Origin of the sequence: Pseudomonas sp. NFACC16-2, assembly GCF_900119205.1 — a bacterium.
GTDB classification, from domain to species: domain Bacteria; phylum Pseudomonadota; class Gammaproteobacteria; order Pseudomonadales; family Pseudomonadaceae; genus Aquipseudomonas; species Aquipseudomonas fluorescens_Q.
Window position 1 is genome coordinate 1 of sequence record NZ_FPIX01000056.1, and the last position, 14,569, is coordinate 14,569.

Below are 14,569 nucleotides of genomic sequence, written 5' to 3' on the forward strand. Positions count from 1 at the left end.
GGTGACGCAGAGCGTCACGGGCTGCATTACCACGCAGAGCGTGGGAACGATCGGGTCGCGGCGGCGGTGGAAGATCGTTCCCCACGCTCCGCGTGGGAACGCCGCCAGGGACGCTCCGCGTTCCGCTTCTTCAACGCCAACGAGGCGGTTATAGCGCTTTACTGACACTGACGTCGCTGATCACATCTTCGGTTTCGCCATGCAGCTTTTGCAACGCGGCTCGGGCTTCTTCCTCGGTGCCGGTTTCCAGTTGCGCGAATTCGAAGCGGCGTTCGTTGTTGAGCTTGTACTTGATGACGTATTTGGTCGTCTGGGCCACGGTTTTGCCTGTCTTGAAAGTGGGCGAGGCTCAGCTCAGCTTCGAGCTGGAACGCCGGATGATTTTGATCTTGTGGGTCAGGGTCGGCTTGCGCGTGACGCTGATTGCACGGCGGTTGACGGTGTCGATGGTGATGTTCCAAAAGCCGGTGCTAGGGGCAGTGATCCGGGCCGGAAAGGTGTCGAACGCGCCGCCGTGATACGTGTGCCGACCGCCGTTCTTGAAGCTACGGAAGTTGGCGTCGTTCATCAAACGGATGTTGCACATTTGGGAGCATTCGATGACGACAATGTCGTCTTCGTTCAGGTGCTCGCGCTGGTGGATGAATTTCATGGGCGCCTCCAGAAGGGCTTTTTCTACAAAATCAAAACGATAGCAAGGGGCAATGATGCGCAGTTTATCAGCCCCGAGTGTTAATATCCGGCCCGCGCTCCAGGCTTTGTTCATTTATTGCAGGTTGCGGAAAAAATAAAGCGGTGCGGCGCCGGAGAAAAACGGGGTCTGCACTGTCGGAGGATCTTTATCGGAGGAATCATATGAAGCGCAGCGTGTGGGTGTTGGCATTGGCCATGAGTGGATGTGCATCGGTATCGGACATCAACCAGACGCCCCCCACCATGAGCGTCATCTCCGGAAAGAAACCTCACGAATATGCCAAGTGTGTTTCCGACAAACTGGCCAAAAGCCGCGGTCCGCTGCAAGTGGAGCCACACAAGAATGGTGTTCGACTGATCGTCCCGGGCAAACTGTCGACCCTGCCGGCCGCGGTGTTCGACATTGACGAGCGCTCCAGCGGCAGCAGCATCAAGCTGCACGAAAGCATGTCCAATGTACCGGTGCGTCCGGGCGACGTGCAGGATGCGGCCAACGCCTGCATTTCCGGCTGATCACATTCCGCGCCTGACGAGCGGACCGGGCATCGGATAAACTACTGCCCTCGACAAAAATGCCGCCACGGTTCACGTTGGCGGCATTGTCATTTATGGAGCCAGTCGATGAAACGCGAGCAGGTGCGCGAGCGCCATGCAGAAGGTCTTATCTGTGCCACCCACGTGATCCAGAACCCGGCGAGCCCGGGCGAATGGATCGTGTTCTTCAAGAAAAGCGCCGGGCGCAGTTTTTTCCTGGTGGATGACCAGGACGAAGTGGAGTCCTTCAGCCGTCTTGATGAACTGATCGAAACCTTGCGCGGGCTGGGCATCAAGTTTGCCGAGATCCACATTTGATTACTTGCAGACCACCACGACACTGCGGCTGGTGAAGTTACCGACGTCGACGCCCAGGGTCTTCTCGCTTTCCTTGGCCTGGGGGGTGCCGTCGGTGCCGACAATGCGGTAGCCGGTGCCGGCACAGGACGCGTCAGCCTTTTCGTAGCACGTCGCCCAGGAGTTGGCCTCGCCGGAGCAGTCGATGGCCAAGCCTTGCTCGCCGTTATCGAGATAGGTTTTTTCGGCTGAGGCACAGCCCGCCAGGGCCAGGACTGTAAACAGTGCCAGAAGTGTCTTCATGGGATCGTCGTCGAGAAGGGAAGGGCAACGGCGAGATTATAGCGAATGGCCATTGCGGTACAGCTAAAGTACTGCTGAACCAGCCTCGTTCAATGCCCGGGTGGCATCTACTAGAGGCTCGTCTGGTTATTTCTTGCGGCGCGGGCTGCGTGCGGGAGCGGTGTCGCGTTCTTTCGCCGCCGGGGCAGCGCGCTCATCCTGGAATACCGCGGCCACTTCCACCGCCATGGCCTTGCTGGGCAAGGGACCGGCGACCTGCTCGCCGTGGTAGTTGATAATCCACCACTGGCCGTCCTTGCCCTGGCTGACCGAATAGCCGTTTGCGTTTCTTGTTACCGACATCTAGCTGCCTCATTGGCGTGATCAAGGGCGCCATGATACGTCAAATGCTCGCAAACAGCGCCTACTGGCGTACAGTGGGTCCGCTGCAGCCATCGAAACGAAAGGCGATTGAACTATCCGCCGTTTTTTATTTCTCTATGATGGCACCGGTTGGCCAGTGCGGGCATTGTAAGGTGCCCTTCGCCTGATTAGACTGCGCCGAAACTCGTACACACCGCCTTTTCAAGGACTTATATGATCAAGAAATGCTTGTTCCCAGCAGCCGGTTACGGTACTCGCTTCCTGCCAGCGACTAAAGCCATGCCCAAAGAAATGCTGCCGGTGGTGAACAAGCCACTGATCCAGTACGGCGTCGAAGAAGCCCTCGATGCGGGCCTGACGGAAATCTCCATCGTCACCGGCCGCGGCAAACGCGCCCTGGAAGACCATTTCGACATCAGCTACGAGCTGGAAAATCAGATCAAGGGCACCGACAAGGAAAAATACCTGGTCGGTATCCGCAAACTGCTGGATGAGTGCTCGTTCTCCTACACCCGCCAGACTGAAATGAAAGGCCTGGGTCACGCGATCCTGACCGGCCGCCCACTGATCGGTGACGAACCGTTCGCCGTGGTCCTGGCGGACGACCTGTGCGTCAACCTCGAAGGCGACGGCGTACTGACGCAGATGGTCAAGCTGTACAAGCAGTTCCGCTGCTCCATCGTGGCGATCCAGGAAGTCGATCCGCAGGAAACCAACAAGTACGGCGTGATTGCCGGCGAAATGATCCGTGACGACATCTACCGCGTTCACAGCATGGTTGAAAAACCAAAACCTGAAGACGCACCGTCGAACCTGGCGATCATCGGTCGCTACATCCTGACCCCGGACATCTTCGACCTGATCGAACAGACCGAACCAGGCAAGGGCGGCGAAATCCAGATCACCGACGCCCTGATGAAACAGGCCCAGAACGGCTGTGTCATGGCCTACAAGTTCAAAGGCAAGCGTTTCGACTGCGGTGGCGCCGAAGGCTACATCGACGCGACCAACTTCTGCTTCGAGAACTTCTACAAGACCGGTAAGGCTTACTGATAGCCTGCGCCGCGCCTTGAAAAACGCCCCGACTGGTTCGGGGCGTTTTTTTTGGAAAACCACCGGGCAGTTCAAGCCCGATAGGCACACAGAACCCTGTGGCGAGGGGATTTATCCCCGCTGGGCTGCGCAGCAGCCCCAACATCCGGATGCGATCAGCCTGATACACCGCCGTTGCAGGCTTTAGGACTGCTGCGCAGCCCAACGGGGATAAATCCCCTCGCCACAAGTGGGTGAGGCAGGCCTTGGTTCGTCGCTCAGCCACAAGAAGGTGGTCGCGAAGTCCGGCTGGCTTTTTCACTTTCCGCCCCCATAACCAACCGCAACGCTGCCTCAGGCGAAAACAGCAGGTATGCTGATGACCTGCCGAAGGAGATAGAAATGGCCTACGATTTTGACTTGTATGTGATTGGCGCCGGTTCCGGCGGTGTGCGGGCTGCACGGTTTGCCGCCGGTTTCGGTGCCAAGGTGGCTGTGGCGGAAAGCCGCTACCTGGGCGGGACCTGCGTGAACGTGGGCTGTGTGCCGAAAAAACTGCTGGTCTACGGCGCGCACTACGCCGAGGACTTCGAGCAGGCGTCGGCCTACGGCTGGACGGCGGGCGAGGCGAGTTTCGACTGGGCCACGCTGATCGCCAACAAGGACCGGGAAATCAATCGCCTCAACGGGATTTATCGCAACCTGCTGGTCAACAGCGGCGTCGTACTGCACGAAGGCCACGCCAGGATCACCGGGCCCCATGAGATCGAGATCAACGGCCAGCGCTACACCGCCAGGCACATCCTGATCGCCACGGGCGGTTGGCCGGTGATCCCGGACATTCCGGGGCGCGAGCATGCCATCAGCTCGAACGAGGCGTTCTTTCTCAAAGACCTGCCCAAGCGCGTCATCGTGGTGGGCGGTGGCTACATTGCGGTGGAGTTCGCCGGGATCTTCCACGGCATGGGGGCGCAGACGTCCTTGCTCTATCGCGGTGAGCTGTTCCTGCGCGGCTTTGACGGTGCGGTGCGCAAGCACCTGGCAGACGAGCTGACCCGCCGTGGCCTGGACCTGCAATTCAACGCTGACATCAAGTCCATCGAAAAACTGGACGATGGCAGCCTCAGGGTCGAGCTCAAGGATGGCAAGACGTTGCTCACCGATTGCGTGTTCTACGCCACCGGTCGGCGGCCGATGCTCGACAACCTGGGCCTGGAAACCACCGGTGTCACGCTGGATGAGAAGGGCTTTATCCAGGTCAACGAAAAATACGAGACCGCTGAACCGTCGATCCTGGCCATTGGCGACGTGATCGGTCGTGTCCAGCTCACCCCCGTTGCCCTGGCCGAAGGCATGGCGGTGGCGCGGCGTCTGTTCAAGCCCGAGCAGTATCGCCTGGTGGATTACCGGATGATCCCCACCGCCGTGTTCAGCCTGCCGAATATCGGCACGGTTGGCCTGACGGAAGAGCAGGCCCGGGAAGAAGGCCATGAGGTGCAGATTTTCGAAAGCCGCTTCCGGCCGATGAAACTGAGCTTGACCGAATGCCAGGAGCGCACGCTGATGAAACTGGTGGTGGATGCCCGGACTGACAAGGTGCTGGGTTGCCACATGGTCGGGCCGGATGCCGGGGAAATCGTCCAGGGCCTGGCCATTGCGCTCAAGGCTGGCGCCACCAAGCGTGACTTCGACGAAACCATCGGCGTGCATCCGACGGCTGCCGAAGAGTTCGTGACGATGCGTACGCCCGTCGCCTCCTGATCACCGGACGAACATATGGCGGGCGCCGGCTCGCCATATTAAGTTTTCTTCTATCTATTTAGCTGCTGATAGCCAAAACCAATCATTCACATCAGGTTTGCCAATGAGCCAGCCTGGGGATGAGTGGTTAAGATCCTCTCCATCAACTTTCAACCCTGACGGAGAAACATCGATGCCTATCATCAACAGCCAAGTTAAACCGTTCAACGCTACCGCCTTCAAGAATGGCGAATTCGTCGAAGTATCGGACGCCAACCTGAAAGGCAAGTGGTCTGTCGTGTTCTTCTACCCGGCTGACTTCACCTTCGTTTGCCCAACCGAGCTGGAAGATCTGGCCGACAACTACGCCGAATTCAAGAAGCTGGGCGTCGAGATCTACAGCGTTTCCACCGACACTCACTTCGCCCACGCTGCCTGGCACAACACTTCGCCAGCCATCGGCAAGATCCAGTACACCATGATCGGCGACCCGACCCACGTCATCTCCCGCAACTTCGACGTGCTGATCGAAGAAGTCGGCCTGGCTGACCGCGGTACTTTCGTGATCAACCCAGAAGGCCAGATCAAGATCGTCGAGATCAACGACGGTGGTGTCGGTCGTGACGCTTCCGAGCTGCTGCGCAAGGTCAAGGCCGCCCAGTACGTTGCCGCTCACCCGGGCGAAGTCTGCCCAGCCAAGTGGAAAGAAGGCGAGGCCACCCTGGCGCCGTCCCTGGACCTGGTCGGCAAGATCTAAGGCCGTGAGTCCCTTGAGGGCGGTCATCCCCACCTAAGCAAGCTGCACCGCCCACAAAAAACGCCCGGGCGAGATTCGCTCGGGCGTTGTTTTTTCTGAAATTCAAAAAATGGAAATCGCCCGTATGTTGGACGCCAATCTTAAAGCTCAGTTGAAGTCATACCTGGAACGGGTCACCCAGCCGATCGAGATCGTCGCTTCCCTCGATGACGGTGCGAAATCCCAGGAAATGCTTGCGTTACTCAAAGACGTCGCCAGTCTTTGCGATCAGATTACTTTGCTCGACAACGGCACCGATGCGCGCAAGCCTTCGTTTTCGTTGAATCGCCCGGGTGCCGATATCAGCCTGCGTTTTGCCGGCATCCCCATGGGCCACGAATTCACTTCGCTGGTGCTGGCCTTGCTGCAAGTCGGCGGTCACCCATCGAAGGCCAGTGTCGAAGTGATCGAACAGATCCGCTCCCTCAAGGGCGAGTTCAACTTCGAAACCTATTTCTCGCTGTCGTGCCAGAACTGCCCGGACGTGGTCCAGGCACTGAACCTGATGGCGGTGCTGAACCCCAATATCCGTCACGTTGCCATCGACGGCGCGCTGTTCCAGGCCGAAGTCGATGAACGGCAGATCATGGCCGTGCCGAGCATCTACCTGAACGGCGTGAACTTTGGCCAGGGCCGCATGGGCCTGGAAGAGATTCTTGCCAAGATCGACACCAGCGGTATCGAGCGCCAGGCCGAGAAGATCAGCGCCAAGGATGCGTTCGATGTGCTGGTGGTGGGCGGTGGCCCGGCCGGTGCTTCGGCGGCGATCTATGCGGCCCGTAAAGGCATCCGCACCGGTGTGGCGGCCGAGCGTTTCGGCGGGCAGGTGCTCGACACCATGGCCATCGAGAACTTCATCTCGGTCCAGGAAACCGAAGGGCCGAAACTGGCTGTCGCCCTGGAAGAACACGTTAAGCAGTACGACGTGGACATCATGAACCTGCAACGTGCCGACGCCTTGGTGTCAGGCAAGGACGGTGGGTTGCATGAAATCAAGTTCGCCAGCGGTGCGAGCCTCAAGGCCAAGACCGTGATCCTGGCGACTGGTGCCCGCTGGCGTGAAATGAACGTGCCGGGCGAGCAGCAGTATCGCAACAAGGGCGTTGCGTACTGCCCGCACTGCGACGGCCCGCTGTTCAAAGGCAAGCGCGTGGCGGTGATCGGCGGTGGTAACTCCGGTGTCGAGGCGGCCATCGACCTGGCCGGTATCGTCGCCCACGTCACCTTGCTGGAGTTCGATGTGCAATTGCGTGCCGACGCGGTGTTGCAGCGCAAGCTGCACAGCCTGCCGAACGTGACGGTGATTACCAACGCCCAGACCACCGAAGTGACTGGAGATGGTCAGAAGGTCAATGGCTTGCGCTACAAGGACCGTCCGAGCGGTGACGTGCGGGATGTGGAGTTGGAGGGGATCTTCGTGCAGATCGGCTTGTTGCCCAACACCGATTGGCTCAAGGGCACCGTCGAGCTGTCGCCGCGGGGTGAGATTATCGTCGATGCCCGGGGTGAAACCTCGATCCCTGGCGTGTTCGCCGCCGGTGACGTGACCACCGTGCCGTACAAGCAGATCGTGATTGCCGTAGGCGAGGGCGCCAAGGCTTCGCTGGGTGCCTTCGATCACCTGATCCGCACCTCAGCGCCGGCATAAGCAGCCGAAAGCGGCAAGACAAAACCCCATGGGCCTGGCTCATGGGGTTTTTTATCGGCCCTTATTCTGTGGGAGCGGTGGTGAGGTTTACAGCGGTGCAGGCTGGATGATTTCCACCCAGTAGCCATCCGGGTCCTTGATGAAGGCCAGGCTTTTCATGCGGCCGTCGTTCAGGCGTTTCTGGAAATCGCAGCCCAATGCTTCGAAGCGCTCGCAGGCGGCGGCGACGTCCGGTACCGAGATGCAGATGTGGCCGAAGCCGCGTGGGTCGGTGTTGCCGTTATGGTAGGCGAAAGCCGGGTCGCTTTCGGTGCCATGGTTGTGGGTCAGTTCCAGGATGCCAGGGATCGACTTCATCCATTCGGTCCGCGCCGCTGCGTCCGCCGGGATCTGGTTCTTGTCCACCAGCGCCAGGAAATACAGGCTGAATTCGGCTTCCGGGAAGTCGCGTTTTTCCACCAGCGAGAAACCCAGCACGCGGGTGTAGAAATCCAGGGACTTGGTGATGTCCTTGACGCGCAGCATGGTGTGGTTGAAGACGAACTTGGCCGTGGCGGCGTCGGGTTGGGCAGTGACGCCAGGGAAAGTGTTGAGTTCGTGCAGGCTCATGGGCCCTCCGGATATAAGTGGGGCAAACGGCGTCGTACGCTTGGTTGCGACGGTTCCTGGGCTTGCGTCAGACGGCTTCCTTGCAGGTGCGAGCATGATACGCAAGGGACGCGGTGTCGCCAAACCGTGTGTGGCTATTGCCTGCTTCTGTCTCGGGCTTCAGACTTTACGATTCGCCCTTGAGTGCCAACGCAATGATTCGACCGTTCCTTTCGCTGTTTGTCTTGCTGTTTGCCTGCATTGCGAGTGTCGGTGGCGTCCAGGCGGACGAACCGCAGATCGCCTGGCCCCAAGGCTGGGTTGTCGAGCCTCTGCCCGCCGACGCCGCGGCACCGGGCCCCTTGCGGCAACGTGCAACCAAGAGCGATTCGGCAGGCAATGCCGTGATGGTCATGGAATTGACCACGACTACCATCGAGCCCGATCACCAGGTCAACTTGCAAGGCGTGTTGCTGGAAATGCGCAAATCGATCCAGAAGGATTTTTTCCAGGGCGGTTACCAAAGTGTGTGCAATAAAATCCATGCTTCCATGTTGGGCGGCGTAACTGCATTGGAAACCACTTGTACGATCACGCAAAACGGACGACATGTATTGTCTCAGGCACTCGTCGCGGCACTAAATGAGGGCAAGGCTTATGTGCTGTCCTATGCAGGGCAGGCGCAGGTTTTTGTTGAAAGCCAGGATGAAATACAGTCGGTGCGAAACAGTTTGAAACTATAACGCCGTCAGCGTAGTACGCTCGGGATTTAATCCAAAAGTTTAGCCCATAAAAAAGCCCTGAGTGTATTCAGGGCTTTTTTGCATCATGGACACTGGCAACCGCGCCCGTGTCAACCACGCAACCAAGAGTCGACGGTAGCTGCACCGTACTGTTCTTTCCAGGCTTTCAGGCCGCGGTGATTGCCGCCCTTGGTCTCGATCAACTCGCCGGTGTGCGGGTTCTGGTAAACCTTTACCACTCGCGCACGGCGGGTCTTGATGGGTTTGGTCGATTGCAGGCTTGCCTTGGACGGGTTCGGGTCGAGGATCGCGACGATGTCGCGCAGGCTCTTGCCGTAGGTTTTCATCAGTCCCTGGAGCTTTTCCTCGAATTCGATTTCCTTCTTGAGCCCGGCATCGTTCTTCAGCGATTCCAACTGCTTGAGCTGTTCTTGAAGGGCCTTTTCGGCTGCACGAAATTCAGCGAGTCTGGACAAAATCGTTACTCCAATCAAAATATTTGGCTGATACCAACCGCAAACAAAGCTATAAGCCGAGCGCCTTGGTGTTAATGACTCTCCTGCTATCTGGCACAGGTAGAAAAATTGTAGTAGTTAATCCGTAAAGTGTAAATCGTAACTTTTTCGTTATGTAACAACAGCAAAAGCTTTTATCAGTTGGGCATCGTCGTCAATAGATCGGCGGCGGTTAACTGCCATTAAGGCCGGTCAAGGTCTCAATGAACGCCTGTCCGCTAATCGGTCGACCAAATAGATAACCCTGTAGAAAGTTCACCCCATGGGCGCTCAGGTAGTCGCTTTGCTCGACGGTTTCGACGCCCTCGGCCACCATGTCCAGGCCCAGCTTGCCCGACAGTTCGATGATGCTGTCGAGCAGGTGCCGTGACAGAGTATCGGCACCGATCATCGCGACAAAACTCTGGTCGATTTTCAAGAAGTCCACATTGAACTGGCGCAAGTACGCCAGGCTGGAATGACCCGTGCCGAAATCGTCGAGGGCGATCTTGACGCCCAACTCCCGCAGTTGGTCGAACAGTTGCCGGGTAACGGGCGTAGGTTCGATCAACTCGCGCTCGGTCAACTCCAGCACCAGGGCAATCGTACCCGGCGCGAAGGCGGCGAGAAATTCTCGACAATCGTCCACCAGCGCCAGATCCTGGCAGTGGCGGGCGGTGATGTTGATGCCAACATGAAACGGCGCTTGCAGTTGAGGCGCCAGCGGTTCCAGCAGGCGCATGGTCTGCTGCATCAGCGCCCGGGTCATCGGTACGATCAGGCCGCTGTGTTCGGCGAAGGGAATGAACAGGTCCGGGCGAACCAGGCCTTCCTTGGGGTGGTTCCAGCGCATCAGCACTTCGACGCCGGCCCAGCGTTTGCTGTCGCTGTGTACGACCGGTTGCAGATAGGGCACGAACTCGCCGGCTTCCAGGGCCCGTTGCAGTTCACGACTGGGCGAGGAGGCGCGTTTTTGCAGCCAGTGTCCGAGGGCCCCGGCCACGATGCCGAAGAAGATCAGCAAGCTGAACAGCGGCGGATATTCCCTGGCCATGTAGCGCCAGGTTTCACCTTCGTCGAAGCCGGCTTCTACATTGAAGGCGTAGCGCGATGACCCCAGCTCATGCTGGGCGACCGGCAGCCCCGGCATGGGCGCTGGCCGGACCTTGCCGTCCGCCGCCAGCCAGTTCGGCCCGACTTGCAGCCGTAGCCGGGTCTGGCGCCCGATCAAGCGCAAGACGTTCGTCAGGTGGTACCCGTCAAGCGTGGCCAAGGCGCCTTGATGGCCCTCGTTGAGCCGGTAAATCAGCAGCGCGGTGTTCGGCGTCACCGGGTTGCCGTCCATGAGCCACAAGCTGCCTTGATGGTAGTCGCTGGGGTTGACGCGCTCCTCGAAGGCACCGAACAGCGAGCTGCAATACAGGTTGTTGTCCCAGATAAGGTTGGTCGAACGGACAAAGGGCCGGCGCGTCACTTGTTCGCGTAATGCCAGCTTCACCGCTTCGCAGGGCTGGCCGGCCAGGGGTAATAGTTCATGGGCAGCCAGGGCCGTGTTGTCGAGCATCAGTTCGATCTGCCTGACCAGTTCCTCGGCAGTCTGCCGGGTGTGTTGCGTCAGCGTCCGTTCGGCCTGCATGTACAAAATGGCCAGCCCTGACAGCATCGGTACCAGGCCGCAAAGCAGGGTGACGAGCGCGCGACGGGGCCGGGTGTGCGAGCGTGTGGCGGTCAAGGGCATCGGCACAACCTGAGAAGAAAAGGGATGAGGGGGAATCGTTGGATGCCGTCCATGATAGATGGCTTGCCGAGAGCTTGCTGAGCGCAGCGTGAGTGTGGGAGCGGCCTCATGACTGTCGGGCCAGCTCGATGAACGCCAGGGTGGCGGGCGAGGCCTGGCGGCTGTCCAATACCGCCAGGCCGATCTGGCGCGGTACTCGTGGGGACAAGGGCCGGGCAACGTAACCGGGATTTTCATCGTCCGGCAACGACCCCTCGGACACCACGCTCACCGCCTCACCGCGCCTGACGACATCCAGGGTGCTGAGCAGTTGCGAACAACGAAAACGCACATTCGGGGTCAGCCGGGCGGCATTGAACAGGCGCGAAACCAGTTCCGACGATCCGGCCTCGGTGTGCACGAAGGGGTCGTTGCACAGGTCCTTGAGGCTCAGGCTGGCCTGGGCGGTGAGGGGATGGTTAATGGGCAGCAGGGCGACCATCTGATCTTCCATCAGCATGAACGTATCGAAACGCTCCTCGGGCAGCACCACGAAGCCGACGTCGATCCGCCGTTCGTCCAGCCATTGGAGGACCTGCCTGTCGGGCCCTTCATCGATGTGTACTTCGATGCCCGGGTGCAAGTCTCGATAGCGCCGCAGGATACCGGGCAACAGTTTCATCGATGACGTTGGCCCGAACGAGCCGATGCGCAAGGTGCCTCGGCGCATGCCTCGGGCATCGGCGGCTTCCTGGCGCAAGGTGTTGGCCAGCCCGAGCATGGCCCGGGCCCGCAGCAGCAATTGCTGACCAATGTCGCTGAGTTCCACCTGGGATTGATGACGCCTGAGCAACTCCACGCCCAATTCTTGTTCCAGGGACTTGATGGCGTGGGACACCGCTGACTGGCCGATGCCCAGACGCGTTGCCGCCGCCGTGAACCCCCGCAGCTCGGCGACCAGGGAGAAGATTTCGAGTTGGGTGAGGGTCATGAGTGATTACTCATTTTACGATGATCAGGCATGAGCGTGATGATGAGGCATCTGATTCGAATCAGAAAGCAATACAGAACTTTGTGGCGAGGGGATTTATCCCCGTTGGGGCGCGAAGCGACCCCCTCGAACTCCAGACACACCGAGTCGTCAGGTTTGGGGCCGCTGCGCAGCCCAGCGGGGATAAATCCCCTCGCCACAGGTTTTGTGAGTGACTTCACTTACAGGTTTCGGTGCACCATGAAAACCCTCGAACAAACCCTCCCAACCCCATCAGACCTGCCGGTCTACCTGAAGCTCGCCATGGTGACCATGATCTGGGGCGGGACCTTCGTCGCCGGCCGGATCCTTTCCGATGCCTTGGCGCCGATGTTTGCCGCCAGCCTGCGTTTCCTGTTGGCGAGTATCGCGCTGCTGGCATTTCTCGCCCTGGCCGGGATCCCGCTGGCCAGGCCCAGTATGAAGCAGGGGCTGCAATTGGCCGCACTGGGGTTCTTCGGCATTTTTTTCTACAACCTGTGCTTCTTCTATGGCTTGCAGTACATCAACGCGTCGCGGGCTTCGCTGATCGTGGCCTTGAACCCGGCGGTGATCGGGCTGGCGTCCTGGTGGTTGTTCAAGGAGCGGTTGAGCCGCTTGAAAGTGACCGGCATCGTGCTCTGCATCGGTGGGGCGGGGCTGGTAATCGTCAGTCGTGATCCGTCCTTGTTGCAAGGCGCCGCACAGGGTTGGATCGGCGACCTGCTGATTTTTGGCTGCGTGCTGGGCTGGGGCATCTATTCGCTGTTTTCCAGGCGCTTGAATGACAGCCTCGGCCCCTTGCAGACCGTGACCTGGTCGATCCTGCTGGGCACGCTGATGCTGTGGCTGGCCTGCGCGGCGGCGGGCGAGATTCGTGTCGAAGCCCTGCGCACGCTGGATTTGGAGCAATGGCTAAGCCTGTTGTACCTCGGCGTGCTGGGCTCGGCCCTGGCCTATATCGCCTGGTATGACGGCATTCGCCGGATCGGTGCGACCCGTTCCGGGGTGTTCATCGCGCTCAATCCGTTGACGGCGGTGCTGTTGGGGGCGCTGCTGTTGGACGAACGGCTCACGGCCTTGATGTGTGTCGGCGGGGGCGTGATTCTGGTGGGCATTTTCCTGTGCAACAAACCCCTTGCGCGGTCGAAGGAAAAAGCGATTTGATACAGAAGGCGGACAAACCAGTTTACGCTGTGTAGAATCGAGTTACGCATATAAGAATAACGTCTTCTGGCAGCAGAAGCCTCGCCCGCAAGAGCCTTGGGTCGACCATGAAGATACTTGGGTTTCAACTGATCTACGGCGATTTCCTCGCCCGCAGCGTTCGCGGCATTTCCTGCGCGCCACCGCGTGCCCTCAGCATGGCTAGCAACTAACGTTTTTGGTTAATTGATAACAATGATGAGGCGCCGACATGGCCGATCTATACGAAAACCCCATGGGCCTGATGGGCTTTGAATTCATCGAGTTCGCATCCCCAACGCCCAACACCCTGGAGCCGATCTTCGAGATCATGGGCTTCACCAAAGTGGCCACCCACCGTTCCAAGGACGTGCACCTGTATCGCCAGGGCGCGATCAACCTGATCCTTAACAACGAACCCCACAGCGTGGCGTCGTACTTTGCCGCCGAGCATGGTCCGTCGGTGTGCGGCATGGCGTTCCGGGTCAAGGATTCGCAAAAGGCCTACAAACGTGCCCTGGAACTCGGCGCCCAGCCGATCCACATCGAGACCGGCCCGATGGAACTGAACCTGCCGGCGATCAAAGGCATCGGTGGTGCGCCGCTGTACCTGATCGACCGTTTTGGCGAAGGCAGCTCGATCTATGACATCGACTTTGTGTTCATCGAGGGCGTTGACCGCAACCCGGTGGGCGCGGGCCTGAAAATCATCGACCACCTGACCCACAACGTGTATCGCGGGCGCATGGCCTACTGGGCCGGCTTCTACGAGAAGCTGTTCAACTTCCGCGAGATCCGTTACTTCGACATCAAGGGCGAATACACCGGCCTGACCTCCAAGGCCATGACCGCCCCGGATGGCATGATCCGGATCCCGTTGAACGAAGAATCGTCCAAGGGCGCCGGACAGATCGAAGAGTTCCTGATGCAGTTCAATGGCGAAGGTATCCAGCACGTGGCTTTCCTCACCGATGACCTGATCAAGACCTGGGATCACCTGAAAAGCATCGGCATGCGCTTCATGACCGCGCCGCCGGACACTTACTACGAAATGCTCGAAGGCCGCCTGCCGAACCATGGCGAACCGGTGGATGAACTGCAATCGCGGGGCATTCTGCTGGACGGTGCTTCCGAGCAGGGCGACAAGCGCCTGTTGTTGCAGATCTTCTCGGAAACCCTGATGGGGCCGGTGTTCTTCGAATTCATCCAGCGCAAGGGCGATGATGGTTTCGGCGAAGGCAACTTCAAGGCGCTGTTCGAATCCATCGAGCGCGACCAGGTGCGTCGTGGAGTGCTGGCGACCGAGTAACACCTGAGTGCAAAAAAGCCCGCCTGGCAGTGATGCCAGGCGGGTTTTTTCATGCCGATACAAATCCAGACTGTGGGAGCGAGCTTGCTCGCGATAGCGGCGGCACAGCCTACATCTG

17 protein-coding genes are annotated in these 14,569 nt (G+C 59.2%); 9 read left to right on the forward strand and 8 right to left on the reverse strand.

What is annotated here, in order from left to right:
• Positions 1–148 precede the first annotated feature (148 nt).
• Together BT116_RS31145 and BT116_RS27560 are read right to left on the reverse strand one after the other, a co-directional pair.
• Positions 149–319, reverse strand: a complete 171-nt coding sequence (locus BT116_RS31145) for a hypothetical protein (RefSeq protein ID WP_092156497.1) — start codon at positions 317–319, stop codon at positions 149–151.
• Positions 320–349: 30 nt separating this feature from the next.
• Complete coding sequence (locus BT116_RS27560; protein ID WP_003182962.1) at positions 350–652, reverse strand: DUF1883 domain-containing protein; 303 nt, start codon at positions 650–652, stop codon at positions 350–352.
• A 203-nt stretch (positions 653–855) separates the two neighbouring features.
• Between BT116_RS27560 and BT116_RS27565 the strand changes: the two genes are divergently transcribed.
• A complete protein-coding gene (locus tag BT116_RS27565) occupies positions 856–1,206 on the forward strand; it encodes a hypothetical protein (RefSeq protein ID WP_003203007.1) in 351 nt (116 codons plus the stop codon).
• Between the two features lie 108 nt (positions 1,207–1,314).
• A complete protein-coding gene (locus tag BT116_RS27570; RefSeq protein ID WP_072348699.1) occupies positions 1,315–1,545 on the forward strand; it encodes a hypothetical protein in 231 nt (76 codons plus the stop codon).
• On the opposite strand, the gene BT116_RS27575 is transcribed toward BT116_RS27570, so the two are convergent.
• On the reverse strand, positions 1,546–1,827 hold the full coding sequence (locus tag BT116_RS27575) for a hypothetical protein (protein ID WP_063320618.1): 282 nt from the start codon (positions 1,825–1,827) through the stop codon (positions 1,546–1,548).
• A 126-nt stretch (positions 1,828–1,953) separates the two neighbouring features.
• Positions 1,954–2,169, reverse strand: a complete 216-nt coding sequence (locus tag BT116_RS27580; protein WP_063320619.1) for a hypothetical protein — start codon at positions 2,167–2,169, stop codon at positions 1,954–1,956.
• 234 nt (positions 2,170–2,403) lie between these two features.
• Here BT116_RS27580 and galU point away from each other — a divergent pair, with 234 nt between their 5' ends.
• The 4 genes from galU to ahpF all read left to right on the forward strand — a co-directional run bounded on the left by galU (position 2,404) and on the right by ahpF (position 7,406).
• Positions 2,404–3,243, forward strand: coding sequence for a UTP--glucose-1-phosphate uridylyltransferase GalU (galU, locus tag BT116_RS27585; protein WP_003182953.1), 840 nt, complete (start codon positions 2,404–2,406; stop codon positions 3,241–3,243).
• 381 nt (positions 3,244–3,624) lie between these two features.
• Positions 3,625–4,983 (forward strand): glutathione-disulfide reductase, encoded by a 1,359-nt coding sequence (gene gorA, locus BT116_RS27590; RefSeq protein WP_072348701.1) that lies wholly within the window; start codon positions 3,625–3,627, stop codon positions 4,981–4,983.
• 172 nt (positions 4,984–5,155) lie between these two features.
• Complete coding sequence (gene ahpC, locus BT116_RS27595; protein ID WP_063320621.1) at positions 5,156–5,719, forward strand: alkyl hydroperoxide reductase subunit C; 564 nt, start codon at positions 5,156–5,158, stop codon at positions 5,717–5,719.
• A gap of 124 nt (positions 5,720–5,843) precedes the next feature.
• Positions 5,844–7,406, forward strand: a complete 1,563-nt coding sequence (gene ahpF / locus BT116_RS27600; RefSeq protein ID WP_072348702.1) for an alkyl hydroperoxide reductase subunit F — start codon at positions 5,844–5,846, stop codon at positions 7,404–7,406.
• Between the two features lie 87 nt (positions 7,407–7,493).
• On the opposite strand, the gene gloA is transcribed toward ahpF, so the two are convergent.
• Entirely contained in the window at positions 7,494–8,015 is a 522-nt protein-coding gene (gloA, locus tag BT116_RS27605) for a lactoylglutathione lyase (RefSeq protein WP_063320623.1), read from the reverse strand.
• Positions 8,016–8,209: 194 nt separating this feature from the next.
• Here gloA and BT116_RS27610 point away from each other — a divergent pair, with 194 nt between their 5' ends.
• Positions 8,210–8,737 carry a DUF4946 domain-containing protein gene (locus tag BT116_RS27610; protein WP_063320624.1) on the forward strand — a complete coding sequence of 176 codons (528 nt, stop codon included), beginning with the start codon at positions 8,210–8,212 and terminating at the stop codon, positions 8,735–8,737.
• Between the two features lie 110 nt (positions 8,738–8,847).
• On the opposite strand, the gene BT116_RS27615 is transcribed toward BT116_RS27610, so the two are convergent.
• From BT116_RS27615 to BT116_RS27625, 3 genes are all read right to left on the reverse strand, one after another.
• Entirely contained in the window at positions 8,848–9,213 is a 366-nt protein-coding gene (locus tag BT116_RS27615; RefSeq protein WP_003202992.1) for a histone-like nucleoid-structuring protein, MvaT/MvaU family, read from the reverse strand.
• Positions 9,214–9,424: 211 nt separating this feature from the next.
• Positions 9,425–10,969: an EAL domain-containing protein gene (locus tag BT116_RS27620; RefSeq protein WP_072348704.1), complete on the reverse strand. Its 1,545-nt coding sequence runs from the start codon at positions 10,967–10,969 to the stop codon at positions 9,425–9,427.
• 106 nt (positions 10,970–11,075) lie between these two features.
• Positions 11,076–11,939 (reverse strand): LysR family transcriptional regulator, encoded by an 864-nt coding sequence (locus tag BT116_RS27625; RefSeq protein ID WP_072348706.1) that lies wholly within the window; start codon positions 11,937–11,939, stop codon positions 11,076–11,078.
• A gap of 240 nt (positions 11,940–12,179) precedes the next feature.
• On the opposite strand from BT116_RS27625, the gene BT116_RS27630 reads away from it, so the two are divergent.
• Entirely contained in the window at positions 12,180–13,124 is a 945-nt protein-coding gene (locus BT116_RS27630) for a DMT family transporter (protein ID WP_072348708.1), read from the forward strand.
• 250 nt (positions 13,125–13,374) lie between these two features.
• Positions 13,375–14,451: a 4-hydroxyphenylpyruvate dioxygenase gene (gene hppD, locus BT116_RS27635; RefSeq protein WP_058544522.1), complete on the forward strand. Its 1,077-nt coding sequence runs from the start codon at positions 13,375–13,377 to the stop codon at positions 14,449–14,451.
• The last annotated feature ends 118 nt before the right edge of the window (positions 14,452–14,569 follow it).

Bases quoted from the DNA above. Each gene is read 5' to 3' on its own strand.
- BT116_RS27560 (WP_003182962.1), bottom strand. From the start codon at position 652: ATGAAATTCATCCACCAGCGCGAGCACCTGAACGAAGACGACATTGTC.
- BT116_RS27565 (WP_003203007.1), top strand. From the start codon at position 856: ATGAAGCGCAGCGTGTGGGTGTTGGCATTGGCCATGAGTGGATGTGCA.
- BT116_RS27570 (WP_072348699.1), top strand. From the start codon at position 1,315: ATGAAACGCGAGCAGGTGCGCGAGCGCCATGCAGAAGGTCTTATCTGT.
- BT116_RS27575 (WP_063320618.1), bottom strand. From the start codon at position 1,827: ATGAAGACACTTCTGGCACTGTTTACAGTCCTGGCCCTGGCGGGCTGT.
- BT116_RS27580 (WP_063320619.1), bottom strand. From the start codon at position 2,169: ATGTCGGTAACAAGAAACGCAAACGGCTATTCGGTCAGCCAGGGCAAG.
- galU (WP_003182953.1), top strand. From the start codon at position 2,404: ATGATCAAGAAATGCTTGTTCCCAGCAGCCGGTTACGGTACTCGCTTC.
- gorA (WP_072348701.1), top strand. From the start codon at position 3,625: ATGGCCTACGATTTTGACTTGTATGTGATTGGCGCCGGTTCCGGCGGT.
- ahpC (WP_063320621.1), top strand. From the start codon at position 5,156: ATGCCTATCATCAACAGCCAAGTTAAACCGTTCAACGCTACCGCCTTC.
- ahpF (WP_072348702.1), top strand. From the start codon at position 5,844: ATGTTGGACGCCAATCTTAAAGCTCAGTTGAAGTCATACCTGGAACGG.
- gloA (WP_063320623.1), bottom strand. From the start codon at position 8,015: ATGAGCCTGCACGAACTCAACACTTTCCCTGGCGTCACTGCCCAACCC.
- BT116_RS27610 (WP_063320624.1), top strand. From the start codon at position 8,210: ATGATTCGACCGTTCCTTTCGCTGTTTGTCTTGCTGTTTGCCTGCATT.
- BT116_RS27620 (WP_072348704.1), bottom strand. From the start codon at position 10,969: ATGCCCTTGACCGCCACACGCTCGCACACCCGGCCCCGTCGCGCGCTC.
- BT116_RS27625 (WP_072348706.1), bottom strand. From the start codon at position 11,939: ATGACCCTCACCCAACTCGAAATCTTCTCCCTGGTCGCCGAGCTGCGG.
- BT116_RS27630 (WP_072348708.1), top strand. From the start codon at position 12,180: ATGAAAACCCTCGAACAAACCCTCCCAACCCCATCAGACCTGCCGGTC.
- hppD (WP_058544522.1), top strand. From the start codon at position 13,375: ATGGCCGATCTATACGAAAACCCCATGGGCCTGATGGGCTTTGAATTC.